Annotated in this window: 21 protein-coding genes and 1 tRNA gene; 6 read left to right on the top strand and 16 right to left on the bottom strand. The window is 58.3% G+C overall.

Going from position 1 to position 22,767, the window contains the following annotated elements; all coding sequences use genetic code 11:
• Positions 1 to 219 precede the first annotated feature (219 nt).
• Positions 220 to 292: transfer RNA gene (locus tag HMPREF2708_RS00010), tRNA-Ala, on the top strand.
• Between the two features lie 130 nt (positions 293 to 422).
• Here the strand turns inward: HMPREF2708_RS00010 and rsrA are convergent.
• Together rsrA and HMPREF2708_RS00020 are read right to left on the bottom strand one after the other, a co-directional pair.
• Positions 423 to 731 carry a mycothiol system anti-sigma-R factor gene (rsrA, locus tag HMPREF2708_RS00015; protein WP_016422222.1) on the bottom strand — a complete coding sequence of 103 codons (309 nt, stop codon included), beginning with the start codon at positions 729 to 731 and terminating at the stop codon, positions 423 to 425.
• Positions 728 to 1,357 (bottom strand): sigma-70 family RNA polymerase sigma factor, encoded by a 630-nt coding sequence (locus tag HMPREF2708_RS00020; RefSeq protein WP_016422221.1) that lies wholly within the window; start codon positions 1,355 to 1,357, stop codon positions 728 to 730. Before HMPREF2708_RS00020 ends, rsrA begins: the two co-directional genes overlap by 4 nt.
• Before the next feature lie 97 nt (positions 1,358 to 1,454).
• Between HMPREF2708_RS00020 and ybaK the strand changes: the two genes are divergently transcribed.
• Positions 1,455 to 1,967, top strand: coding sequence for a Cys-tRNA(Pro) deacylase (gene ybaK, locus HMPREF2708_RS00025; protein WP_070830824.1), 513 nt, complete (start codon positions 1,455 to 1,457; stop codon positions 1,965 to 1,967).
• Positions 1,968 to 2,006: 39 nt separating this feature from the next.
• On the opposite strand, the gene HMPREF2708_RS00030 is transcribed toward ybaK, so the two are convergent.
• A complete protein-coding gene (locus HMPREF2708_RS00030) occupies positions 2,007 to 2,702 on the bottom strand; it encodes an SOS response-associated peptidase (protein WP_070830827.1) in 696 nt (231 codons plus the stop codon).
• Positions 2,703 to 2,772: 70 nt separating this feature from the next.
• Here HMPREF2708_RS00030 and aroA point away from each other — a divergent pair, with 70 nt between their 5' ends.
• From aroA to HMPREF2708_RS00045, 3 genes are read left to right on the top strand one after another with little or no spacing between them, the layout of a single operon-like run.
• Positions 2,773 to 4,251, top strand: a complete 1,479-nt coding sequence (aroA, locus tag HMPREF2708_RS00035; RefSeq protein ID WP_083321812.1) for a 3-phosphoshikimate 1-carboxyvinyltransferase — start codon at positions 2,773 to 2,775, stop codon at positions 4,249 to 4,251.
• 2 nt (positions 4,252 to 4,253) lie between these two features.
• Complete coding sequence (gene rsgA / locus HMPREF2708_RS00040; RefSeq protein WP_070830833.1) at positions 4,254 to 5,300, top strand: ribosome small subunit-dependent GTPase A; 1,047 nt, start codon at positions 4,254 to 4,256, stop codon at positions 5,298 to 5,300.
• Positions 5,287 to 6,672, top strand: a complete 1,386-nt coding sequence (locus HMPREF2708_RS00045; protein WP_070830836.1) for a chloride channel protein — start codon at positions 5,287 to 5,289, stop codon at positions 6,670 to 6,672. Before rsgA ends, HMPREF2708_RS00045 begins: the two co-directional genes overlap by 14 nt.
• Here the strand turns inward: HMPREF2708_RS00045 and HMPREF2708_RS00050 are convergent.
• From HMPREF2708_RS00050 to HMPREF2708_RS00065, 4 genes are all read right to left on the bottom strand, one after another.
• Positions 6,669 to 8,009, bottom strand: a complete 1,341-nt coding sequence (locus HMPREF2708_RS00050) for a fatty acid desaturase family protein (protein ID WP_070830839.1) — start codon at positions 8,007 to 8,009, stop codon at positions 6,669 to 6,671. The genes HMPREF2708_RS00045 and HMPREF2708_RS00050 overlap by 4 nt on opposite strands.
• A 70-nt stretch (positions 8,010 to 8,079) precedes the next feature.
• Entirely contained in the window at positions 8,080 to 9,144 is a 1,065-nt protein-coding gene (locus HMPREF2708_RS00055) for a flavin reductase family protein (RefSeq protein WP_070830842.1), read from the bottom strand.
• A gap of 328 nt (positions 9,145 to 9,472) precedes the next feature.
• Positions 9,473 to 9,964, bottom strand: a complete 492-nt coding sequence (locus tag HMPREF2708_RS00060) for a DUF6912 family protein (protein WP_038627920.1) — start codon at positions 9,962 to 9,964, stop codon at positions 9,473 to 9,475.
• On the bottom strand, positions 9,964 to 10,374 hold the full coding sequence (locus HMPREF2708_RS00065; protein ID WP_038627918.1) for an HAD-IA family hydrolase: 411 nt from the start codon (positions 10,372 to 10,374) through the stop codon (positions 9,964 to 9,966). The genes HMPREF2708_RS00060 and HMPREF2708_RS00065 overlap by 1 nt, the downstream gene beginning before the upstream one ends.
• Before the next feature lie 284 nt (positions 10,375 to 10,658).
• On the opposite strand from HMPREF2708_RS00065, the gene HMPREF2708_RS00070 reads away from it, so the two are divergent.
• A complete protein-coding gene (locus HMPREF2708_RS00070) occupies positions 10,659 to 11,282 on the top strand; it encodes a hypothetical protein (protein WP_070830845.1) in 624 nt (207 codons plus the stop codon).
• Between the two features lie 3 nt (positions 11,283 to 11,285).
• Here HMPREF2708_RS00070 and secA read toward each other — a convergent pair whose 3' ends face one another.
• The 9 genes from secA to HMPREF2708_RS00115 all read right to left on the bottom strand — a co-directional run bounded on the left by secA (position 11,286) and on the right by HMPREF2708_RS00115 (position 22,616).
• A complete protein-coding gene (secA, locus tag HMPREF2708_RS00075; RefSeq protein ID WP_070830848.1) occupies positions 11,286 to 13,988 on the bottom strand; it encodes a preprotein translocase subunit SecA in 2,703 nt (900 codons plus the stop codon).
• 161 nt (positions 13,989 to 14,149) lie between these two features.
• Positions 14,150 to 14,809, bottom strand: a complete 660-nt coding sequence (gene hpf, locus HMPREF2708_RS00080) for a ribosome hibernation-promoting factor, HPF/YfiA family (protein WP_038627911.1) — start codon at positions 14,807 to 14,809, stop codon at positions 14,150 to 14,152.
• Between the two features lie 161 nt (positions 14,810 to 14,970).
• Positions 14,971 to 15,237, bottom strand: coding sequence for a hypothetical protein (locus HMPREF2708_RS10795; RefSeq protein WP_141762894.1), 267 nt, complete (start codon positions 15,235 to 15,237; stop codon positions 14,971 to 14,973).
• A gap of 484 nt (positions 15,238 to 15,721) precedes the next feature.
• The gene (locus HMPREF2708_RS00090) at positions 15,722 to 17,563 is read right to left on the bottom strand and encodes an LpqB family beta-propeller domain-containing protein (RefSeq protein WP_070830852.1); all 1,842 of its coding nucleotides are present in this window, start codon (positions 17,561 to 17,563) and stop codon (positions 15,722 to 15,724) included.
• Positions 17,564 to 19,237, bottom strand: a complete 1,674-nt coding sequence (gene mtrB / locus HMPREF2708_RS00095) for an MtrAB system histidine kinase MtrB (protein ID WP_070830855.1) — start codon at positions 19,235 to 19,237, stop codon at positions 17,564 to 17,566.
• 78 nt (positions 19,238 to 19,315) lie between these two features.
• Positions 19,316 to 19,990: an MtrAB system response regulator MtrA gene (gene mtrA / locus HMPREF2708_RS00100; RefSeq protein WP_048731669.1), complete on the bottom strand. Its 675-nt coding sequence runs from the start codon at positions 19,988 to 19,990 to the stop codon at positions 19,316 to 19,318.
• 54 nt (positions 19,991 to 20,044) lie between these two features.
• Positions 20,045 to 20,674, bottom strand: coding sequence for a dTMP kinase (locus tag HMPREF2708_RS00105; protein ID WP_070830858.1), 630 nt, complete (start codon positions 20,672 to 20,674; stop codon positions 20,045 to 20,047).
• Positions 20,675 to 20,719: 45 nt separating this feature from the next.
• Positions 20,720 to 22,174, bottom strand: a complete 1,455-nt coding sequence (ahcY, locus tag HMPREF2708_RS00110) for an adenosylhomocysteinase (RefSeq protein ID WP_070830861.1) — start codon at positions 22,172 to 22,174, stop codon at positions 20,720 to 20,722.
• A gap of 67 nt (positions 22,175 to 22,241) precedes the next feature.
• Positions 22,242 to 22,616 (bottom strand): DUF4259 domain-containing protein, encoded by a 375-nt coding sequence (locus tag HMPREF2708_RS00115; RefSeq protein ID WP_038627901.1) that lies wholly within the window; start codon positions 22,614 to 22,616, stop codon positions 22,242 to 22,244.
• Between the last annotated feature and the right edge of the window lie 151 nt (positions 22,617 to 22,767).

The raw sequence follows: 22,767 nt of genomic DNA on the forward strand, positions 1-22,767 counted from the left end.
GTGGTGATGCATTCACCGCATGAACCTACCCGCGTTTTTTGTCATAAACCTAGTCACTTTCTGCACCTTTTCGATACCCCTGCGATCCCCCATCCTCGCTTTTCAGGATTAACCATCCACCAGATCACTACCAGCGAGTTTGGAGCCCAAACCCCACCGGGAGTAACGTCTAAAAATAGAGCTTTTACAGGAGCTCCAGCTAGGTTGCTCGAAGGCAATGGGGCTATAGCTCAGTTGGTAGAGCGTCGCGTTCGCAATGCGAAGGTCAGGGGTTCGATTCCCCTTAGCTCCACAAATAATTCCACAAAAATATCCCAGGCCACATCTCCGTGACCTGGGATTTTCCGTATTTCGCATTACCGCATTACGCAACATCGCATTAAGCATCAAAGGAATACACGTCAAAACCCAGCCGCCAGCAACTACCTGCGGTACTCCACCCGCGTATAGGACACGCGAATACGGGTGGTAATGCGCTGGCGGAGATCCTCAGGGGCAGGTTGCTGGCAGCACCGGCGCAGCAGCCGTCGGATAGCTTGCTCGGAACCGAACTCTTCTAAGCACTGAGGGCATTTGTGAATGTGTTCCTCGAGAAAGCGGCGCTCCTCCGAATCACACTCGCCATCCAAAAATGCGTGTAGGCGCGAGTGGACATCCTGACAGAAAGCATCTTCACAGGCGTGCCCGCGCTCTGGCGTCTGCTCCATATCTTGGCTCGACTCTCGGCTCATCGCGGAGAATCTCCCTTCTCTTCTTTCAAGAATCCACGTTCCACGGCCACGTTGTGCAACGCGTCTCGGAGCTGTTTTCTTCCACGGTGGAGCCGACTCATCACAGTTCCGATGGGCGTGCCCATGATTTCGGCGATTTCCTTGTAGGGCAATCCCTCGACATCGGCGTAGTAGACCACCATCCGGTAATCCTCTTTGAGACTCATCAAAGCGTCACGAATTTCCTCGTCAGGAAGCTTTTCCAGCGCTTCAACCTCAGCAGAGCGCAGCCCTATCGAAGTGTGCGACGCGGTTTCCGCGATCTGTGAATCCGTAATGTCATCGGTGGCGTACTCGGCAGGACGACGCTGCGCCTTGCGGTAGTTGTTGATGTACGCATTCGTCAGAATGCGGTAGAGCCACGCTTTCAGATTCGTGCCCGGCTTGTAGGAGCGGAAGCCCTGAAAAGCCTTTATATAGGTCTCCTGCACCAGGTCTTCGGCATCGGCGGGGTTGCGTGTCATCCGCAGCGCCGCTCCATAGAGCTGATCCAAAAGCGGCATGGCATCACGCTCAAAGCGCTGCGCAAGCTCCTCATCCGACTCATCAGTCCGGATGGCCGATGTTCCTGTCTGATCACCTGACATGCTACCTATCCTAAAACATCCTCACCCACGAGTCGGCCAGACCCCGTCACCAGGCATTTCGTAGCGTCACTGCGCTGGTGTGCAACGATGGGAAAGTATGTCGAAGAAGTCCGCCAAAAAATCTGCTGCCGCCACCCCGGCCATCGCCTTCTGTCAGAACGCCGGAATCGACTTCCACGTTCACCAATTTCCCCACGGCAGCGACAACTTCGGCGAAGAGGCCGCATCTTGGCTGCTAGAGCACCTCGGCGTCGAGCCCGAACGCATCTTCAAAACTCTCATTATCGAGCTATCCGGCAAACGCACTGGGCTGGCCATCGCCGTCGTCCCCGCCACCGGAATGCTCAACCTCAAGGCCGCCGCCGCGGCTATCGGGGCTTCCAAGGCCACGATGGCCGACCCCCATGACGCGTCGCTTGCCACCGGCTACGTTCCTGGCGGCATCTCCCCGCTTGGCGGTCGCCGCAAGCTCCCCACCGTCATTGATGAGACAGCCACTCTCTCCGACACTGTGTTCGTCTCCGGTGGTCGCCGCGGGTGGGACATCGAACTGTCACCCACTGATCTGGTTTCGCTTTGCGACGCCACGGTCGCCGACATCGCCCGTTAATCCTGCGGCTACTCCTGCAACCTCCCCGCTGATACGGCCTTAGAACAGCTCCTCGTTGTGGCCGGGTACCGCACCATCGGGCTCATCCAGCAGGTGCGGCCCTTCATTCGCAACATTGCCGACGGCGCGGTTGACCGGTCGGATGGTCAGCTTTTCCACCACCTCGGCGCTGGTCACGCCAACATCTCCGTTTGCTGCCCAGGCCGAAAGATCCAGCCAATCGCTGACTTCATCGTCGGCAAGCACGCGTGGCATACGATGATGCAGATCCGCGAGCTGTCCCACGGCGTCGGTGGTGAGAATTGTGGCGGAGACTATATCTCCCCAGCGTGCCCACAGCCCCGCGACGGTGAAAAGTGGTGCATCATCACCGAAGCTGACGAAGTAGGGCTGGCGATTTTTCCATTCATACCAACCGTTCATGGGGATTGCGCAGGGAAGGCCGTCCTGGAAAGTCGGTTTGGACTGCCAGGTTTCCGCACGGGCGTTGAAGAAAGGTGTCGTTGGCACTTCGCGGGCCCACTGCGGAATTAAACCCCAGCGCACGGTGGCTGCAATGGTTCCTGTGCGGCCGGGGTGCTCGCGGGCAAGAGCGACTATTGGCATGGTCGGGCCGATGTTGTAGCGGGAGGTGGACAACGGGCCGTCGGCACGCACGGGCGCCAAACCGGGAATCTCAGCCGTGGTGCTGAGCAGCTTTTCGGCGACTGCGAAATTGACGAAACGACCACACATACCAACTGATTGTGCCGATGACTCCCCCTCTAGTCGAGGTCTGGGGTGGAAGTGTTCCATAATTGGTTGTGTGTGTTCCCAAAATCAGAATTGGTCCGCCCCTACTGTAAGTGTCGACGGTGCCGAATCCGGTCGACGGCCTTTTAGCGCCACGGTGCAGATTGCCGGCTCGAAGTCGATTACGAACCGTGCTCTTGTCATCGCGTCGCTATCTTCGACCCCATCGGTTATCCATGGTGCTCTGCGCTCTCGCGATACCGATCTTATGATTCGCGCACTGCAGGCCCTGGGAACTGATATCAGTGCCGACTCGACATATTCGGGTGCCCCGAACCACACGCTCCGTGTCACTCCACGCATGCTCCGCGGTGGTGTCGTGGAATGTGGCCTTGCAGGTACGGTTATGCGCTTCGTGCCGCCTATCGCAGCTCTTGCGCAGGGGTCGGTGTTCTTCGAAGGCGACGTAGAGGCCAAGGCTCGCCCGATGTCGGCCGTGCTGGATGCCCTGCGCAGCCTCGGTGTGAACATCGCCGGCAATGGGCTTCCTTTCACGGTCAATCCACAGGGTCCGAACCAGGGCAACCGCCTCGGTGACTCGGTCCAAGAGCAAGATCTGCCGGACATCGGCGGCGAAGTGGAAATTGACGCTTCGGCCTCAAGCCAGTTCGTCTCTGGCCTGTTGCTGTCAGCGCCGCGCTATGGCCGTGGCCTCGTACTTCGCCCGACCGGTGAGATTCCATCCCGCCCACACATTGACATGACCCTGGACATGCTTCGCGAGGCCGGTGTGCAGATCGAGGAGACCACGGCCGACACACCTGAGGGACCACGCACAACGTTCACCATTCGCCCCACCGAAATGATGGGTCGTACTTGGCAGATCGAGCCCGACCTGTCCAACGCTGCCGCCTTCCTGGCCGCTGCGGCCGTCACTGGTGGCAGCGTCACCGTGCCCGACTGGCCAGAGCACACCACGCAGCCGGGCGACCGCATTCGAGACATCCTCACCGCGATGGGCGCTACCGTGACGTTCAACCGTCACGAGGGTGGCCGCACCAGCCTCACCGTCGTGGGTCCAAGACCATCGGAGCTGCGCGGAATCACGATGGACATGTCCGAGATTGGCGAGCTGACCCCAACGGTCGCTGCCATCGCCGCCCTGGCCACCACCCGCACCGAGCTGGCGGGTATCGCACACCTGCGCGGTCACGAAACCAACCGTCTTGCCGCGCTCACCACGGAAATCAACCGCCTCGGCGGTCGCGCTACGGAGCTTGACGACGGCATTGCGATTGACCCCGTTCCGCTCCACGGTGGCCTCTGGCACAGCTACGCCGACCATCGAATGGCCACCGCTGGTGCCATTGTTGGCCTGCGCACGGAGGGCGTGGAAGTCGAAAACATCGGTACCACCGCTAAGACCATGCCTGGATTCGACCTGCGCTGGCTGGAGATGCTCGGACTGGCCTCCCCCAGCCCTAGCTCGTTGGAAAAGTCGGTCGAAGCTCGACTTGATGGCATGGAGGACGGAACCGAGGCAGGGAAATAACAGTGGCGGCACGCAGGCGTGGACGGCAATGGGACGAGTCCGATGTACGCATCCGCCCCGGTAGAGGGTCTCGGCCACGGACGAAGGATCGCCCCAGCCACGCAGATGCCCACTGGGGCATGGTGGTGACCAAGGATCGTGGTCGTTGGGGTGTAGTCCTCGATAACAACGCCGATGTTGCAGTGACATGCATGCGTGCCCGCGAGCTCGGCCGCACCAATATCGTTGTCGGTGACCGTGTCGGTGTCGTCGGCGATGTCAGCGGCCGTGAGGGCACACTGGCCCGCATCGTCAAGCTGGCAGAGCGCAGCACGGTCTTGCGTCGCACCGCTGATGACAATGACCCGTATGAGCGCATTGTCGTGGCCAATGCCAGCCTGCTGCTCATTGTGTGTGCAGTCGCCGATCCTGAACCCCGCACCGGTTTTGTCGAACGCGCGCTGGTCGCGGCCTACGCCGGCGGTGTCCGTCCCGTGCTCTGCCTGACTAAGTCTGATTTGGCTGATCCAGAGGAATTCGCCGGGGAGTTTTCCGCACTCGGAGTGGATGTCGTTGTCTGCGGTATTAACGATGACTTGGCTCCTTTGTCAGAGCTCATCGATATTCCCGGACGAGTGACAGCTTTGGTTGGGCATTCCGGTGTTGGGAAATCAACCCTCGTCAACCGGATTGTTCCCGAAGCCAACCGTGAGACCGGCGAAGTCAGTGGTGTGGGTAAGGGCCGCCATACCTCCACGCAGTCGGTGGCGCTGATGTTGCCGTCGGAAAGCGAAAACAGCGCGCCCTCGTGGATCATTGATACCCCGGGTATTCGTTCCTTTGGCCTGGCTCATGTGACACCGGAGACGCTACTGGCGGCGTTTCCAGATATCCAGGCGGCAACAGATGAATGCCCACGTGGTTGCACCCATTTGGGACCACCCGCGGATCCAGAGTGCGCCCTGGACAAGCTGGAGGGAGTTCAGCACCGTCGAGCGATGGCAGTGCGTCGTCTATTGATCGCTATCAGCGACAACGAGGACTGGGAGCTGGACATTGAAAGAGACTAGCCACACCGATTCTGAAGAGACGTCCTCTGAAGCCTCGGCAAGTGCTGAGACGGACAAGGGGGAATCCGGGCTCTACCCCGGGCCCGGAAGCTGGATTCGGCTGTGCATCTACACGCTTATCGTTGGGCTTGCGACAGGGCTCGGAGCAGCCGGCCTCGCACTGATTATGCACGGCATCGAGTACGCGGTCTACGGACAGCACGAGGGTGACGTGGCCGTCGTGACCGATGGAACCACCGGTCTCCAGCGCTTTGTCGGAATTGTGGTGGCGGGCCTGATTGCAGGACCGCTGTGGGCGGCGCTGCGCACAAAAGCCAAGCCCATTGAAAGCGTTGAGGCAGGCATGCACGGCCGTCTCATGCCTGTGTGGTCGACTCTTGTCAATGTGTTTTTGCAGATGGCGACCGTAGCCGCAGGTGCATCCATGGGACGCGAGAATGCCCCGCGTGAGCTAGGTGCAATGGTGGCCTCACAGGTGTCGCATCGACTACGCATCGATCCGCTACACCGCCGTATTCTGGTCGCAGCAGCGGCCGGTGCCGGCCTGGGGGCGATTTATCACATCCCGCTGGCTGGAGCGGTTTTCTCGTTGGAGATTCTGCTGGGCTCACTGAGCATTACCGCGGTGATGGTGGTGCTGGCTTGTTCGGCCATTGCGACGGTGACGTCGGGCATTGTGGTCGGCAGTAGCCCGCTCTACAGCCCAATCAATCTCTCAGACGGATGGGGCAACCTCGGGGCAGCACTGCTCATCGGTGTTATCTGCGGCGCCATTGGCTACGCATTTCGCATTCTCAGCTCGCGGATGTCGGACAAAGCACCGACTGGCTGGCATTCTGCCTGGGCCATCCCCCTCGCATTCACGCTGGTTGGTGTGATTTCACTGTGGGTTCCAGAAGTGTTGGGCAATGGTCGTATCGCTGCGACCACAGTTCTCATGGACCGCCCGCTGCTGGGTTTTGCGGTCATGCTGCTGATTGCGAAAGCTGTCGCGGTTCTCGTTACTTTCCGTTCGGGTGCCGTCGGTGGTCTCTTGACGCCCGGCTTTGCCCTTGGCGCGCTCAGCGGTTTCATCGTCGGCTGCTTCGTACAGCCATTGATGCCCTCAGTTCCGCTGAGCGACTTTGCGATTCTCGGAGCGGCGGCCTTCCTGTCGGCATCCATGGCAGCTCCACTTTTCGCACTGATCGTGACCGTGGAGTTTACCGGCCAGAATTCCTCGGCTTACCTAGCGCTCTTCCTCGCTGGTGCAACTGCGACACTAACTGTGACCATAATTCGTGCCTGGCTACGGCTCCCCCACAAGCAATCAATGCCATGGAACCGCGAACCAGCAGCCGCAGCTGCGGTCCGCAAGCGGGTCGAGGGCTAACCGCACGCAGCAGTGTGCGTTGAGCGACCTGTATAGGCTCGGACAATTTCCCGGACGCCTGGGCGAAGACGGCGGAGCATTCGCAGGCCCGTCGCTAAGCCCTTGCGTTGCGGGGAACTGGACTGGAGCTCCGCTTCAACCTGCGGATACTTCTTGAACGCCGCCTCCGAACGTACCTCTGGAGCGTTGTCCGGGTCAGCGACTAAGAAGCGATCCGGCAGCGACAACTTTAGCAGTGTGCGCTGGACCTGGAAGAACTGCTTCGGGAACGACCCCGTGTTGTATGGCAGGTCGTATTCTCGGCAAATCTGCTGAACCTGCTTCGAAATCTGCGCGAGCCTGTTGGATGGCATGTCTGGGAAGAGGTGGTGCTCAATCTGGTAATTCAGATTTCCCGAGAGCACCGACAACGCCAGCCCACCGTGGAAGTTCGCCGAGCCCAGCATTTGGCGCAAATACCACTCACTCTTGTCCTCGGTGTTGTACTGCTCTTTGGTGAAGGTTTCGGCATCATCCGGGAAGTGTCCGCAGAAGATGACAGCGTAGGCCCACAGATTACGGGCGAGGTTCGCCATCATGTTCGCAAATGCCACTTCGCGGTAACGAGGACCCGCCATCGCCGGGAAGAGAACGTAGTCCTTAATCACCTGGCGCCCCGACTTGTTGAGAACCTCCATGAGCTGCGACCGGGCCTCATCCCAGGATTTCTTGCCTGCGAACACACGCCCGAGCTCAACGTCGTAGAAAGCCACTGCCCATTGAAAAAGGCTGGCCAACACCACGTTCGACACCGGCTGCAGCAGCGTCGATGGCTTCCAACGGCGGTCACGAGTCACCCGGAGAATGCCGTATCCCACATCATTGTCCATACCGAGCACGTTGGTGTACTTGTGGTGGACAAAGTTGTGGGAGTGCTTCCACCCGCTGGATGGGCAGGAATTGTCCCACTCCCAGGTGGCCGAGTGAATCTCGGGGTCATTCATCCAGTCCCACTGACCGTGCATGGTGTTGTGGCCGATTTCGAGGTTTTCCAAAATCTTTGCCAGCCCCAGCGCTGAGGCACCCGCCCATTTGAAACCCCAGTGCGCGGTGTTCTTCCACGACTTCGGCAGCAGCCCCAATTTGTTCAGGGCCATGCCTGCGGTCGGCACCATCAGCAGACCTCGACCAGTCACCTCAAGGGTACGTTGAATGCGGATGAGCGTGCGGATGTAGCGAGCATCCTTCTGCCCCAGCGAATCGCGGTGTTGCTTTTCGATTTCCGCAAACCGACGCCCAATCTCTGCGACGTCTTCTTCGCTCAAGTGCGCATACGATGCGATATCGGAAATTGCCATGGGAAGGGTCCCAACTCCTTTGAGGTAGTTTTTCCTGGTTAATGCAGGTTGAGATAGATGTGGGGCGAACTTACAGTTCGATACGCGCGTGCCCCGCCGGCGCACAGACGCACGTTCGGACTCGCTCCCCCGCCACAAACGTCGCACCGGTGCGGATGTCCCGCGCTGCGCCGTCGGAGAGCTGCTGCACGCACGTCGCACAGATTCCCATCCGACAGCCGTACGGCAGGTCAATCCCGACGCTCTCCGCCGCCTCCAGGATGGTGGTTGCACCGTCTACGTCGATATCGCCTCGGCTGCCGAAACTCACCGTGCCACCGACGTCCTCCGCCGCCGAGCGGTCAACGGTGAAACGTTCCGTCCGCAGCCCGGGGAACTCCGGCTCAAGGTTTTTCAGCAGTTCAACCGGACCACAGGCATAGGCGCTTGCCGACGATGCCAGCGCTCCAAAGTCAGCAATGATGTCGGTAACCGCAGCAGCGTCAATCCGCGGCTGCGTCTCCGTATTCCGGGCATGCAGGCGATACTTCAACGCGCTAACAGCGCTGCGCTGTTCCAGCTCCCGGAGTTCGTTGACAAACACAGCTTCTGCCTCGCCGCGGTAGGAGTGAATGTGTTCGACTTCCACTGATGCATTGCGAGCTGAAAGATCACGCAGCATGGAAATCACAGGAGTTACGCCGGAGCCTGCGGTAACAAACGCAATGCGGGCTGGGAGTGGCTCCGGAAGATGGAAATCCCCAGCCGGGGCAGCCAGGCGGACGATAGTACCCGGTTTTACATTGGCGACGAGGTGTTGGGACACGTAGCCGTCGTTGAGTGCACGAATGTTGATAGTCAGCAGCCCGTCATGAGGCCGCGGTGCATTTGTCAGTGAGTAGGAACGCCACAGGTATTTCCCCTTGACCTCTACGCCGAGTCCGATGAACTGACCCGGCTTGAAGTCTGTTGGCATCCCCCACCCCGGACGGATTATCAACTCTGCTGAAGTAGGAGATGTGGGATTAATGGCCTCAATCTGACCGCGCAGCTCGCGACTTGACCACAGCGGATTTAGCAAATGCGTGTAGTCATCGGGCAAAAGTGGCGTGGATAAATGCTTGAATACCCGGGAAACTTTGGTCTTAAGCCCCATTCTTGGCCCTCCTGACTGTCACGGGAGAACAAGTAATAACACTGTTCACCAGCAGGCATTCCCCGCCCGATTCATTATTACGTGTCCGTAAGTTACTTAGACGTAGACTACGGAGCGGTAAGTTATTGGTCAAGAGAAACAAATGATTTTGACACAAATAGCGAAATTGTCATTACCCCCGCTCTCCTGCGAAACGCCCCCTTTGACATGGAGCTTCTCCACACAAAACAATCCCGCCTTTTATACCCCCGCAGAAAAAACTTGTGCCATACAAAAAGGGACTGGGTTCCAAAACCCAGTCCCTTTCTTCAACGCCAAGCACGCGCTACTACAGAAAGTCGACCACCATGCCGAGCTCAGCTACGTCATACCACGCCAGCGGAATCTCCAGCGCATCGCCGACAGTGAGCTCCGCATCCTCGTCACCGAGATCTGCCTTATCGACGGCTTCGATCGCAGCCTCAACCTTGCTTTCCGCCTCTTCCACATCAATGTGGAGCGCTGCAACGTCGGCAAGCGAAATTGGGCCGCCGACCTTAACCACAGCATCGCCCATATCCGACTGCGGTTCCGCCTCCACATCGACGGAAATGACTACTCGGCGGTGCGGGAACTTCTCTTCTGCAGCATCGAGCAGACGGAGCGACGCACGCGCAGCCTCATCAAAGGCCACATCTGCCAGTTCCTCATCATCGCCCTCAGTAAAGAAATCGCGCAGCGCCTCAGTGACAGCAAAGCCCCAACCACCGCGGGCGTGGAAGAGCTCATCCTCCTTCAGCGCCTCAAGCATGGAGAAAGTCGCTGGAATATAGACACGCATTAGAACTCGCCCTCGAGACCCAGTAGACCGGCAATCTCGACCACTGCGCGGTCGAACTGCTGATAGAAGACTCCCACCATGCCGTTAGAGACGGCAGCATGGATGTTCTCAATCGAATCATCCACCAACACACAGTCCCGTGCCGGCAGCTCAATAGCCGCAGCAGCTGCATTAAAAGCCTCTGCCGAAGGCTTCTCATGGCCAATTTCACCAGAGAGCACAACTGCGTCTACCAGGCCCTCATCTTCGAGCTTGCGAATCGGATCCGCCGATGGGCCACCTGGGTCATTCGACAGGACTGCCAGGCCAACACCATTTGCACGCGCCTCTACCAGCAAATTACGCCAACGTGCCTGGTCTTCATCCGTACCGTCGAGGACACCACAGTAATCGATAATCATTCCGCGCATGGCCTGTAGTTTATCGCATGACCTGCACGTTTGCCTTTTTTCCAGTTCAGCGTGTTAATTGGCTGTTCGTTACGCCAATTTATAGACGACCAGAACGGCTTTGACGGAAACCTATAGGGCTATTAGCAGCGAGACACTCAGCCCATTTCGCGGCTGCATCTTCTCCCCACCCCCATGCCAGCCGTGAATTCCCCTTCACAAGCTGCACACTTAAAGCACTTGTAGGACAATGGTCTTCAGCAAGGGGGAACTTGCCAATGGAGAGTTTTTAGGGGGATTAATCCATGGCACCTACGTCTCACGTACCAACATCGCAGGCGCCGATGCCTTACGCGCTGTCACACGCCGCTGAGAACCGATCCAGTGGCAGGGAATTCATCGAACCGGCAACGGGCTTCTCGCTTCTCCACACAATTCAACTTGGCCAGTCAGCTAATGTCGCCACTTCTCCAACCGCAAAAGTGACATCGGCCTATAGCGGATGTTCCGTTGCTTCCGGGACCGCTGTCATGACGGCGCTACCGCCCGCCGTGGCCACTCCTGCTGCAAAAAAGACGCCGCAAACACCGCACGTCGTCCAGCACTGTGAGCAGAATCTGAGACAGGAGCTTGGCACGATTACTCGCCGCGTCTTCGACATCATCGCGGGTCGCAGGCGAGTCAACGATTTGCGTCGCATCAACATCGACCCAATTATTCACGCTGCGATACTTACGCTGTCGAAAAACACCAGCCTCAAAGGTGTCGCGTTGCAATCCTTCCACGCCAGCGCTTCCGCGGATGGCAAAAAGGTGGAGTTCCTGGGTAGTTGCCGTGTCGGTCCGCGCGTTCGCGCGTTCACGGGTACGTTCCGCCGCGGAACAGCAAAAACGCGGCCATGGATCATGACCGCGTTTCGTGTGCTTTAGTGCTTAGCGACGGCGCTTGCGAGCCGCCTTCCGACGCTGTGCTCGGTTGCCCTCAGGCTCTTGATCCACGCGCTGCTGCTCTGCACTGCCGTCCTCGCTGGGGCCCGAGTAGGTCATCTGCTGATTTTGCTCAGCAGCTTCCGTCGGCAGAGCTGGAGCCTGGTTTTCCTGCCCCTCAGTATTTTCCACTGCGGGCATAACCTGCTTACGGATTAGGAACAGCTGACGAACCGATTCTTCCTTGATGCCGTCCATCATCGCGGTGAACATGTCGTAGCCCTCACGCTGGTACTCCACCAGCGGATCAGCCTGGGCCATGGCGCGCAAGCCAATACCCTCCTTGAGGTAGTCCATCTCGTAGAGGTGCTCGCGCCACTTCTGGTCCATGACATTCAGGATGGTGAAGCGCTCAATGTTGCGCATCTGGTCGTCGCCACCAATTGCGGAGACCGCATCCTCAAGCTGGTCGTAGCTGGCGGAGATGTCCGTGTGCAGAGCCTTGGACAGCTCATCGGCCGAGAGGTCACCCGGGGTACCGAAGTCAGAGCCATCGATGAGCTCCTGCGCCGTAAACGTCGGGCTGTAGAGCTGCTCAAGGGCGTTCCACAGCTCGTCGAGGTCCCAATCCTCCACGTAACCGTCAGCGGTGGCACCGTTGACATACGCATCGACGACGTCGTCCTGCATGTCGCGAACCTGAGTCTTCAAATCCTCACCTTCGAGGATGCGACGGCGCTCAGCGTAGATGACCTTACGCTGCTGGTTCATAACCTCGTCATACTTCAGAACATTCTTACGGATTTCGAAGTTCTGGCTTTCCACCTGAGCCTGAACGCTCTTAATGGAGTTGGAGACAACCTTGGAGTCAATAGGAACGTCATCCGGGACATTCAGAGTGTTCATCAGCGCTTCCATGCGCTGACCGTTGAAGCGAACCATGAGGTCATCGCGCATGGACAGGTAGAAGCGGGTAACACCCGGGTCTCCCTGACGACCGGTACGACCACGCAACTGGTTGTCAATGCGGCGCGACTCATGGCGCTCAGTGCCCAGGACGTAGAGTCCACCGGCCTCACGTACCTTGTCAGCTTCTTCCTTCGACTGCTGACGAACACGCTCAATCTCAGCGTCCCACGCCTCTTCGTACTCTTCCGGAGTTTCCACCGGGTCCAGACCACGAGAGCGCAGATTCAGGTCAGCGATGATGTCCGGGTTACCGCCCAGCACGATGTCAGTACCACGACCGGCCATGTTAGTTGCCACGGTAACGCCTCCGAGACGACCCGCCACCGCGACAATCTCAGCTTCCTTCTCGTGGTGCTTTGCGTTCAGCACAGAGTGAGGAATACCTTCGCGCTGCAGGAGCTTGGAAAGGTACTCGGATTTCTCGACTGATGTCGTACCAACGAGAACTGGCTGGCCCTTTTCATGGCATTCGCGGATGTCCTCGACAACAGCGGCGAACTTTGCCTCCTGAGTCTTGTAAATCAGGTCGGGCAGATCCTCACGCTGCTTCGGGCGATTCGGCGGGATCGCCATGACGTTCAGCTTGTAAATCTGGTGCAGCTCAGCCGCTTCAGTCTCAGCCGTACCGGTCATACCGGACAGCTTGTCGTAGAGGCGGAAATAGTTCTGGAGCGTAACGGTTGCCAGCGTCTGGTTCTCGTTTTTAATCTCCACCCCTTCCTTGGCCTCAATTGCCTGGTGCATGCCCTCGTTATAGCGACGGCCTGCCAGCACACGACCGGTGAACTCATCGACAATGAGAATCTCACCATTACGGATAATGTAATCCTTGTCGCGGGTGAACAGCTCCTTGGCCTTCAGGGCATTGTTCAGGTAGCTGACCAGCGAGGAATTTTCCGGAGCATACAGGTTTGAAATACCCAGCTGATCCTCAACGAATTCAACACCCTCTTCACGAATACCGATGGTGCGCTTACGCTCATCGACTTCGTAGTGAATGTCGCGCTTCATACGCGGCACAATCTTGGAGAACGCCAGGTACCAGTGCGGATCGCCATCCGCCGGACCGGAAATAATTAACGGGGTACGGGCCTCGTCAATCAGAATCGAGTCAACCTCATCGACGATGGCGAAGTGGTGCCCACGCTGCACCAAATCGTCGAGCGAATGCGCCATGTTGTCGCGCAGGTAGTCAAAGCCGAACTCGTTGTTCGTGCCGTAAGTGATGTCGGCAGCATAGGCCTTGCGGCGCTGGTCCGGGCTGAGCTCAGAGAGAATCACGGAGGTCTCAAGCCCCAGGAAGCGGTGGACTCGACCCATCCACTCGGCGTCACGCTTAGCCAGGTAGTCATTAACCGTAACGACATGAACGCCCTTGCCTGCCAACGCATTGAGGTATGCGGGCAGCACACAGGTCAGGGTCTTACCTTCACCAGTACCCATCTCGGCAACGTTGCCGAAGTGCAGTGCCGCACCGCCCATAACCTGGACGCGGTAGTGCTTCTGCCCCAGCACGCGCCAGGATGCCTCGCGCGCCGTGGCGAAAGCATCCAGCAGCAAATCGTCCACATCGGCACCGTCAGCCAGCTGCTTCTTAAACTCCTCGGTCTTGGCACGGAGTTCATCGTCTGAAAGAGCTGCGTACTCGTCTTCCTTGGCGATGACCTGATCTGCAATATTGCCAAGCCTCTTGACAGCGCGGCCTTCACCAATGCGGAGCAACTTGCTGAGCGAAAACACTAAATTGGGACCTTTCCGGCCGATTCACGTCGAACTTTAATGTGCAACGGTTGATTATACGACGAACCCGCCTTCCCTTCTAAGAGAAGACGGGCTCATGTGAGCAATTACTTACCAATACACAACTCTGTGCGGTATTGCGTGCTCTTTTTGGTGAAGACTTACTTCTCGTCTTCCTCTGCCAGCTCAATCAGACCGTAGTCGTATGCGTGACGACGGTAGACCACGGACGGACGAGAGGTTGCCTCGTTAACGAAGAGGTAGAAGTCGTGACCGACGAGCTCCATCTCAGACAGAGCATCTTCCACCGTCATCGGAGTTGCGGAGTGCTGCTTGGTACGCACAACCTGGCCCGGACGTACGTCCTCAACCAGATCCTCGTACGGATCAGCCTTTTCCGGAGCCGCTGCCTCAGCCTCTGCAACCAGCGAAGCAGTTGCCTCGCCGACGGACATAGGTGCACGGTGGCCAGAACGGCTAATCTTGCGGCGAGCCTTCACCTTACGCAGGGAGCGCTCCATCTTGCCCAGAGCAGACTCCAGTGCAGCGTAGAAGCTATCTTCCTTCGCTTCCGCACGAGCCAGGTGCCCCTTGCCAGTAGCGGTGATCTGAATACGGTCAGAGCGGTCTGCACGGCGCGGATTCGGCTCGTGCTGGAGCTCCACGTGGAAGAAGGTCAAAGTCGGGTCGAGGCGCTCAATCTTCGCCAGCTTCGCCTTAACACGATCTGCGAAGTGCTCTGGAACCTCAACATTGCGCCCGGTGATGGTCACCTGAGCGTTCGGGCTGAGTACCTCGTTGTTGTCAGCAGGTGTGGACACTTGCTACCTACCTCCCGGTATGGCCACCGCCCTTCCGTGAGCGGGATTACTCACGGCGTCTACGGTGACGAGTCTTTCTGCACCCCCAGGATACAGTTCCGGGGGTAACCAATGCCACGTTCCCCTCGTTTATTTTTCGCTTGCCGACGACACCCCTGCGCCTACGCTCGGGCGAGCACCAACACCATGTCGATGCGAATCCCCAATGACGCTGCCACCAACTCGGTTTCCGCTGCAGTGGCACCAGTGGTGGCCACATCATCAACCAGAATCACTGTCGCCTGGGCACACCGTTGTCGCAGCTTGTCACTAATTCCGTGCTTGAATTGCGTCAGCGGCACAATGTGGCCAGAAAGATTTCGTCTGCGTTGAGAAGCCCCAAGCTCCGCAGAATCCCGCGTGCGCCCACCAATGCGCACCAGGGACAATACCGAACTAGAGGGGAGCTGACTGCAGGCAAAGTCGCAGGCAATTGTTACCGGATCCCCACCCCGTTGTCGGCGGGATGACAATCTTGTCGGCGCGGGAATCAAAATGACGGGGGTAATTTCCGGGGGCATTATATGGCCGTCTGAGACCAGCCTTCGTACCGCAGCGGCGAACACGGCCCCCATGATTCGTCTGGCTTCACCACTGCCCCGTTCTTTGGCCGACAAAATGAGATGTCTCCTTGCACCGGAGTACGGACCGCAGGTCCACGCTGCTGCGCGTAACGCAGCCCGCGGTGAAAACCGCACTGGAGGTTGCTGAAGATCGTCCTTGCAATCACGACACAGTGTCCCGGAGCAGCCGCACACCGGACAGGTTTCCGGTATCACGAGGCCGATCGCATCGCGAGTGACGTCGTAAAGCACGCGCAGTACACCCTGCAATGATTTCCCCTGCGCCATTGATCCCCTCCCCGATTTGCGCTTACTCCACAGACACCGGAGCCATTCGACCATGCGCACCCGGAACCTGGCGCCAGAACTGCTGCTGCCCCTCGCTGGAGATCAGCTCCATGACACCGGTGGCATCCAATGCGTAACGCTTCGACGAGGTCGCGGTAACCACAGGAATTGGCGGTGTCAGGTTGAGCTTCGGCAGAACGGAGCTGGTCGCACCGTCCGGGAAGGCACTCCACATCGGGGTGTCTCCGCTGTAACCGCCCACCGTGACCGTTTGATTCGGCGACCACGTCAGCGACACCGGGGAAACGTTTTCAGGGAGCGGCAGAGCGCGCGGATGCGTCAACTTCCACGGTTTGTCGTCATGTCTTTCGATGGTGGCGATATAGACCTCACCAGCGATAATCATCGCTACCTGGGTGCCTGAAGAATCGACGCGGAATTCAGAAATACCGGCGCTAGGGTGCCCCGTGCCTTCGCCGCCGTCAAGAAGGTGATTGACCTCAGAGGTATCAACCTCCTCCTGCTGAATCCGGGATGACGTCGGCTGCCGAACCAGGCGTACGACGGTTGTGCCGTCCTTCACTGTCCAGACCGCCTCGGCATCTGGCGACCATGTCGGACGGGTGAGACTCTCGCCAGTCAGCACAGGAACCGGCTGATCTTGTATTCCGCCGAGCATCAATGTGGACTCCCCAAGGTCATACGAACCGGTACGACCACCCACAGCCGAGCGGAACACGGCGGCAATAAGCTCGCTGCCATTGGGATTGATGCCCACTGCCGCGGAAAACACCGCAGTGCTGCCGCTGGCGGACCAGCCGCGTCCCACAGGTGTGGCGTGGCCGTCAGCAATCTCGTAGATACCGCTGCGGTCGACCGTCCGCAACGGTGCGTTATCAGCCGGTAGATGATTCGGGTCGTAGAGCTGGATTGCGTCGGTATCCTTCGTCCACGGCTCGTCGTGGCTGGCAACTAGTGGTTCGCCGTCGGCCATGAGGACCCACGGACCACGGAAATCTGCCGAGTCGAGAGTCCAGATAATCTGTGCCGCGAGCATGACACGCAGTTCCTCGGAAACATCACCCAATCCGGTGATTTCGACCCTGCGACCGTCCGAGTTGGACACAGGTCCTGCTTCCACCGCAATTGACGCATTGGGCTTGAGCACTGTGGTGACGCCCGGCCGCAGTGGTGCTGATGGTCCGTTCTTCAGCTTTGTCAACAGATTGGTCGCGCCATCGGTGACGCCACGATAGAGCCAACGACGATCTGTGACCAAATGATTACCCGCCGGGTCGAGGAAATAGACATTGCGAGGCACATTGTTTTCCAGGAATGCCTGACGCTCCATGACAACACCGTCGGGCAGCGAGGAAATGCGCCACTGCCCATCCGAACCGAGCTTCATCTCCACGGTTTCCTCATAGTCACCGGACTGGGGCTCATAGGCACCGTCAGTACCAAATTGACCAACGCTGCGACCTCGGGCAACGAAGGACTGTCGAGAACCTCCTTCATCCCGTTGAGCGATGAGGTTGACACCGTCGAGAATGCGGGCGCTATCATGCGGCTTCCAACTGGCCGCAAGTTCCGGGGTCATGAAGGCACGCATAGCTTGAAAATCATCAACCGGATGCGCGGCTGCGGCGAAAAAGTCGCGCAGAACAATGTCTGCATTGACATTCGGTCGTGGCTGCGGAACTTCAATACGAACTTGGGGCGGCTCAAACGGACGCAGCACCTGGGGGCTGGTGTTCCTCGGAATGGTGGTACATCCTGCGGCTGTGCCCAAAATGATCACTGAGCTAAGCGCCACTGTCTTACGCAGGACGCGACGAGCCTTTGACTGTTGCTGCGCCGTCATTTAACTATCCTCCTCTCGTGCCTGTCGGGATTCGCTATCGCTAGTCGGCTGCCCCTTACCCTGATTCTGGCTCTTGACTTGCGGTGCAATCGAATCCGATTCCAACTCCCGTGCACCAATTTCCCGCTGATGCGGAATCTGATCGGGCAGCGGAGGAACTCCCAGGCCGAGCGGATGCTCACCGAAGCTCGCATCAGGCTCCAGTGGCACAGTCAGGCGGAAACAGCTACCGACCGTCGGCACGCCAAATGCCTCCAGTTCCCCACCATGCAATTGTGTGTCCTCACGCGCGATCGCCAAGCCAAGTCCGGTACCGCCGGTGCGTCGGACACGCGAGGGGTCAGCACGCCAGAACCGGTTAAACACCAGCTCTTGCTGCTCCGGCTTGAGCCCCACACCGTGGTCAACAACCGTAAACGAGACGGCGGAGTCGCTCGCCCGCACGGTAACATCCACCGGATTGCCCTCACTGTGGTCAACAGCGTTGGCCATAAGATTGCGTAGCACGCGCTCGATACGACGCGAGTCGACTGTTGCCATTACCGGTTCATCGGGCAGGTGGAAGCGGATGGGTGTACCGGTCTCCTTAGCCACGACCGTTACCTGCTGATAGGCAGCATCCACGCAGCGACGGACATCGACCTTTTCTGCGGACAGGTCAGCGACGCCGGCATCGTGACGTGAGATCTCAAGCAGGTCATTGAGAAGCATCTCAAAACGTTCAAGCTCCTCATTCATCAGCTCAGCTGCGCGGCGAGTCGCCGGATCGAGGTCCTCAGCGCCGTCAGCAATAAGATCGGCGGCCATACGCACCGTGGTCAAAGGCGTCCTCAACTCATGCGAAACATCGGAGGTGAACTGTCGCTGCAGACTGCCGTATTCCTCCAGCTGTCTAATCTGCGTCGACAGCGATTCGGCCATCTTGTTAAAGCTCATGGCCAGTCGCGCCATGTCATCTTCACCCTGCACGACCATGCGTTCGCGCAAGTGGCCGTCGGCAAAGCGCTGGGCAATCTGGGCGGCGGAACGCACTGGTGTCGTCACCTGATTGGAGAAGAACCAAGTAATACCGCCGAGAAGCGCCATGATGACTACAGTCGCACCGGCGAGCAGACCACGAACCAACTTAATAGTCGATTCCTCTGCAGCCATAGAGGTGACCAGATAGAGCTCGAGCCCATCAACCGAGGTAGAAGTAGGGCTACCGATGATTAACGCCGAGTACGTATCTCCGCGATTATCAGTGACTTGGCGTACCTGATACGCAATTTGCCCTTGTCGGACTACTTCATGCAATCGTTCTGGGACATCGGCCTTAATCGGCGATGAAGCCAACACCGTGCCTCGTGGCACCGGCGCCACGAGCAGCGGTTCATAGCTTGTCAGTGGCGCAGCACCGGAACCGGCTGCACGGTTCACAAGGGCATCGCGCCCCACGTTGAGCAGAGCTTGCAGCTCGTTGGACGAAGAGTTCTCAATCGCCTGCTCCACCACCGCGCGAGCACGGTCAATTTCCTCGTCGGCAGCGGTAACCTTTGCGTCGATAAGCCGCTGGGTAACAATAGTTGCCAGCGCGAAACCGAGTACCGCAATCACCATCGCGCTCAGTACCACCACAGAGGTCAGAATGCGCGCTTGGATAGACGTGCGCCAGAGCGTAACCGCCCAGGTCACTCCCCTATTGGTGAAGTCTCGAAGCTTCGTTATTAATCGACGCAAGAATCGGCTCCCACTAAAGCTGACTGGCCTTGATTAGTCACCCGTCTTGTACCCGACACCGCGGACGGTCAGCACAATCTGGGGGTTTTCCGGATCCAGTTCAATCTTCGAGCGCAGCCGCTGAACGTGAACGTTGACGAGTCGAGTATCCGAGGTGTGCTGATATCCCCAGACCTTTTCCAACAACTCATCACGGGAAAAGACCTGCTTCGGACGGGATGCAAGAGTGTGCAATAGGTCAAACTCCAACGGGGTCAGAGAAATCTCCTTGCCATCGCGGAACACGGCGTGACCGGGCACGTCGATAGTCAGGTCGCCGACCTCGAGGGTCTCACTCGGGCTGTCCTCTTGACGACGCAGCCGAGCGCGCACACGCGCCACGAGCTCCTTCGGCTTAAAGGGCTTCGTGACATAGTCATCCGCACCGGATTCCAGGCCGAGGACCACATCGACCGTGTCGGTCTTCGCAGTCAACATGATGATCGGCACCGCCGATGTCTCTCGCACAGTGCGACAGACATCGACACCACCCATGCCCGGCAACATGAGATCCAGCAGAATCAAATCTGGATTCTCCCGCTCTGCTGCCTTGACAGCTTCGAGGCCATCGTCGACTACTACAGTGTCGAAGCCCTCGCGCTCCATCACCATCGTGAGCATTTCGGCGATGGCCGGATCATCATCAACAACCAGGATTTTTGAGCTCATGCGTCATATTCTAAACGTAAAGCTATCTAGTTCTGTAGTTTCCAGTTGAGGTGGCTAGCGCAGGCGTGCACTAATCCATTCCACAAGACGGTCCGCCCCATCATCCCCCGTAAGCATCAACCATGGTGACTGCCACGAGCCCCCCGCGAACTTCTGGTACGCCGCCAGCGTGCGCTCCTGCAAACCCGAGTCCTTTTCGTAGGTATCCCTAGTTCGCTGCACATCAGCGGCTTCCCGATTGCGTGCGCGTTCGGCTGCCACTCCCACCGACGTGGCCAGACAGACCTGAACGTCGGGAAGCGGAAGCTGGAAATCTCCGAATTCGGTCTTCTCAATCCACTCGACGATCGCCGGATCCTGTGTGCGAGCCAGGGAGTAGGCCGCGTTGGACGCGACGTAGCGGTCGATAATCAGAACATCGTTCTCGCGCGCTGCATCAACAATCGCTTGACGACGTTCTTTGCGGTCCAGAGCGAACAGGAGTGCCATTGCCCAGGCGGAGTCCGCAGTGTCGCCGAGCTGATCGTGCAAGGCTTGATCGGCGAAATCAGCGAAGATTGTCTGCCGGTACGCCGGAAAGGTCATCGATGAAACGGAGTGCCCTTGACTTCGGAGTTGATTGGTAACAGCTGTGACAAGCGTGTTCTTGCCAGCACCGTCGATTCCTTCGACTGCGATAATCAAATCTTTCCCCTCGCACACATGGCTACGGCCTAGCCTTGGCTAGAACTAGTAGCGGTAGTGCTCTGGCTTATACGGGCCCTCGACATCAACGCCAATGTATTCGGCCTGTTCCTTGGACAGCCGGGTGAGCTCGCCGCCAAGTGCCTCGACGTGAATGCGAGCGACCTTCTCATCCAGAATCTTCGGCAGACGGTGGACAGAGTTGTCGTACTTTTCGCCGTTACAGTAGAGCTCAATCTGCGCGATCGTCTGGTCGGCGAAGGAGTTCGACATTACGAAGGACGGGTGTCCGGTGGCATTGCCCAGGTTGAGCAAACGCCCCTCGGAAAGCACGATCAGAGAGCGCTCTTCGCCGTCTGCATGCGGGAAGATATACTCGGTGACCTGCGGCTTGATCTCCACACGACGGACATCATCGCGATGGTGCAGGCTGTGCATGTCAATCTCGTTGTCGAAGTGTCCGATGTTGCCCAGCAGCGCGTGGTTCTTCATCTGCTGCATGTGCTCGAAAGTAATGACGTCCTTGTTGCCTGTGGCGGTGATGACAATGTCGACATCTGCGATGACGCTCTCAGTAGCGACAACGTCGAAACCGTCCATCAATGCCTGCAATGCGTTAATCGGGTCGGCCTCGGTGACCTGAACGCGAGCGCCCTGGCCAGCCAGTGCCTCTGCGCATCCCTTACCCACGTCACCGTAGCCACAGACCAGTACGCTCTTGCCGCCAACCAGCATGTCGGTACCGCGGTTGATGCCGTCCAGAAGGCTGTGCCGGGTGCCGTACTTGTTATCGAACTTGGACTTGGTGACCGCATCGTTGACGTTCATGGCCGGGAATGGCAGCACTCCCTGCTCTGCGAAGTGGTAGAGACGGTGGACACCAGTGGTGGTCTCCTCTGTGACACCCTTGACCGACTCTGCAATTCGGTGCCAACGGCCGGCATCCTTCTCCAGGCTGGCGCGAAGCATGTCCTTGAAGGCAATAAACTCATCCGAATCCGACTCTTCTGCAGGCGGCACCAGGCCAGCATCCTCGAATTCCATGCCCTTAATGACAGCCATGGTGGCGTCGCCGCCGTCGTCCAGAATCATGTTGGCATCTTCATCGCCCCAGTCGAAGATGCGGTCGAGGCACCACCAGTACTCTTCCAGTGTCTCGCCCTTCCAAGCGAAAACCGGAACACCCTGCGGATCCTCCGGAGTGCCGTTTCGCCCAACGACGACTGCCGCAGCGGCCTCATCCTGTGTGGAGAAGATGTTGCACGAGGCCCAACGGACCTGTGCGCCCAGCGCCGTCAACGTCTCGATGAGCACTGCGGTTTGAACCGTCATGTGAATGGAGCCGGAAATACGGGCACCGGCCAGTGGCTGCTGCTCTGCGTACTCTTCGCGCAGCGCCATTAGACCTGGCATCTCGTGCTCAGCCAGACGAATCTGGTGACGACCGGCCTCAGCCAGGGAGAGGTCTGCAACCTTGAAATCAATGTTCTTCGAGGACATGTAACGCTTTCTCTAGATTCTTTGACGTGAGATTCTTCTTAAAGAATTACTACTGGGGACGCGAGAGTTACTCTACCGCTTCGACGCAGTTTTCCAGCGCCGCCTGGTCAGACTCACTGAGTTCCCCCAGAAGACTATCGAACACCTCGGATGCGATAGCCAACGCATCTTCCTCGCTGCCGTGCGCCTCCGAGATTCCCTCCCGGATGAAGCTGTAGTCCTCCACAATGTCACCGCCGCTAAATGGCGCACCATTCCAAATTGCAATAATCACAGCCGCCGCGAGTGCGCATGCTTTCTCATCGCTATTTTCGGAATCCACTCCAATGCGGCCAGCATCAATCAATGCACCAACACGATCCTGTGAGTCGAGATCCTGAACCTCATCGAAGAGTTCAATGACCGAATCGCTACCAAAAATCTCAGTATCCCAGATGGACATGATAGGTGGCCACGCTCCTTTCGCGCTTCGAACCAATAGCCAGTTTCGTCTATCGACGAGCGCTTTCCAAAGAGCGCTTTTCGACGAGCCCACGGTAATCTGGCCGCCGACCTAAGGGCTGTCGCCTGCACGTACCGCTAGCCGGAAAACC

The sequence above is a fragment of the Corynebacterium sp. HMSC073H12 genome (assembly GCF_001837775.1).
GTDB classification, from domain to species: Bacteria; Actinomycetota; Actinomycetes; order Mycobacteriales; family Mycobacteriaceae; genus Corynebacterium; species Corynebacterium amycolatum.

What these genes read in the sequence shown, in the direction of transcription:
- HMPREF2708_RS00030 (WP_070830827.1), bottom strand. Translation starts at nt 2,702, where the DNA reads ATGTGTGGTCGTTTCGTCAATTTCGCAGTCGCCGAAAAGCTGCTCAGC.
- HMPREF2708_RS00020 (WP_016422221.1), bottom strand. Translation starts at nt 1,357, where the DNA reads ATGTCAGGTGATCAGACAGGAACATCGGCCATCCGGACTGATGAGTCG.
- rsrA (WP_016422222.1), bottom strand. Translation starts at nt 731, where the DNA reads ATGAGCCGAGAGTCGAGCCAAGATATGGAGCAGACGCCAGAGCGCGGG.
- HMPREF2708_RS00070 (WP_070830845.1), top strand. Translation starts at nt 10,659, where the DNA reads ATGGCACCTACGTCTCACGTACCAACATCGCAGGCGCCGATGCCTTAC.
- HMPREF2708_RS00065 (WP_038627918.1), bottom strand. Translation starts at nt 10,374, where the DNA reads ATGCGCGGAATGATTATCGATTACTGTGGTGTCCTCGACGGTACGGAT.
- ybaK (WP_070830824.1), top strand. Translation starts at nt 1,455, where the DNA reads ATGTCGAAGAAGTCCGCCAAAAAATCTGCTGCCGCCACCCCGGCCATC.
- ahcY (WP_070830861.1), bottom strand. Translation starts at nt 22,174, where the DNA reads ATGTCCTCGAAGAACATTGATTTCAAGGTTGCAGACCTCTCCCTGGCT.
- HMPREF2708_RS00060 (WP_038627920.1), bottom strand. Translation starts at nt 9,964, where the DNA reads ATGCGTGTCTATATTCCAGCGACTTTCTCCATGCTTGAGGCGCTGAAG.
- HMPREF2708_RS00055 (WP_070830842.1), bottom strand. Translation starts at nt 9,144, where the DNA reads ATGGGGCTTAAGACCAAAGTTTCCCGGGTATTCAAGCATTTATCCACG.
- HMPREF2708_RS00115 (WP_038627901.1), bottom strand. Translation starts at nt 22,616, where the DNA reads ATGTCCATCTGGGATACTGAGATTTTTGGTAGCGATTCGGTCATTGAA.
- HMPREF2708_RS00090 (WP_070830852.1), bottom strand. Translation starts at nt 17,563, where the DNA reads ATGACGGCGCAGCAACAGTCAAAGGCTCGTCGCGTCCTGCGTAAGACA.
- HMPREF2708_RS00050 (WP_070830839.1), bottom strand. Translation starts at nt 8,009, where the DNA reads ATGGCAATTTCCGATATCGCATCGTATGCGCACTTGAGCGAAGAAGAC.
- mtrA (WP_048731669.1), bottom strand. Translation starts at nt 19,990, where the DNA reads ATGAGCTCAAAAATCCTGGTTGTTGATGATGATCCGGCCATCGCCGAA.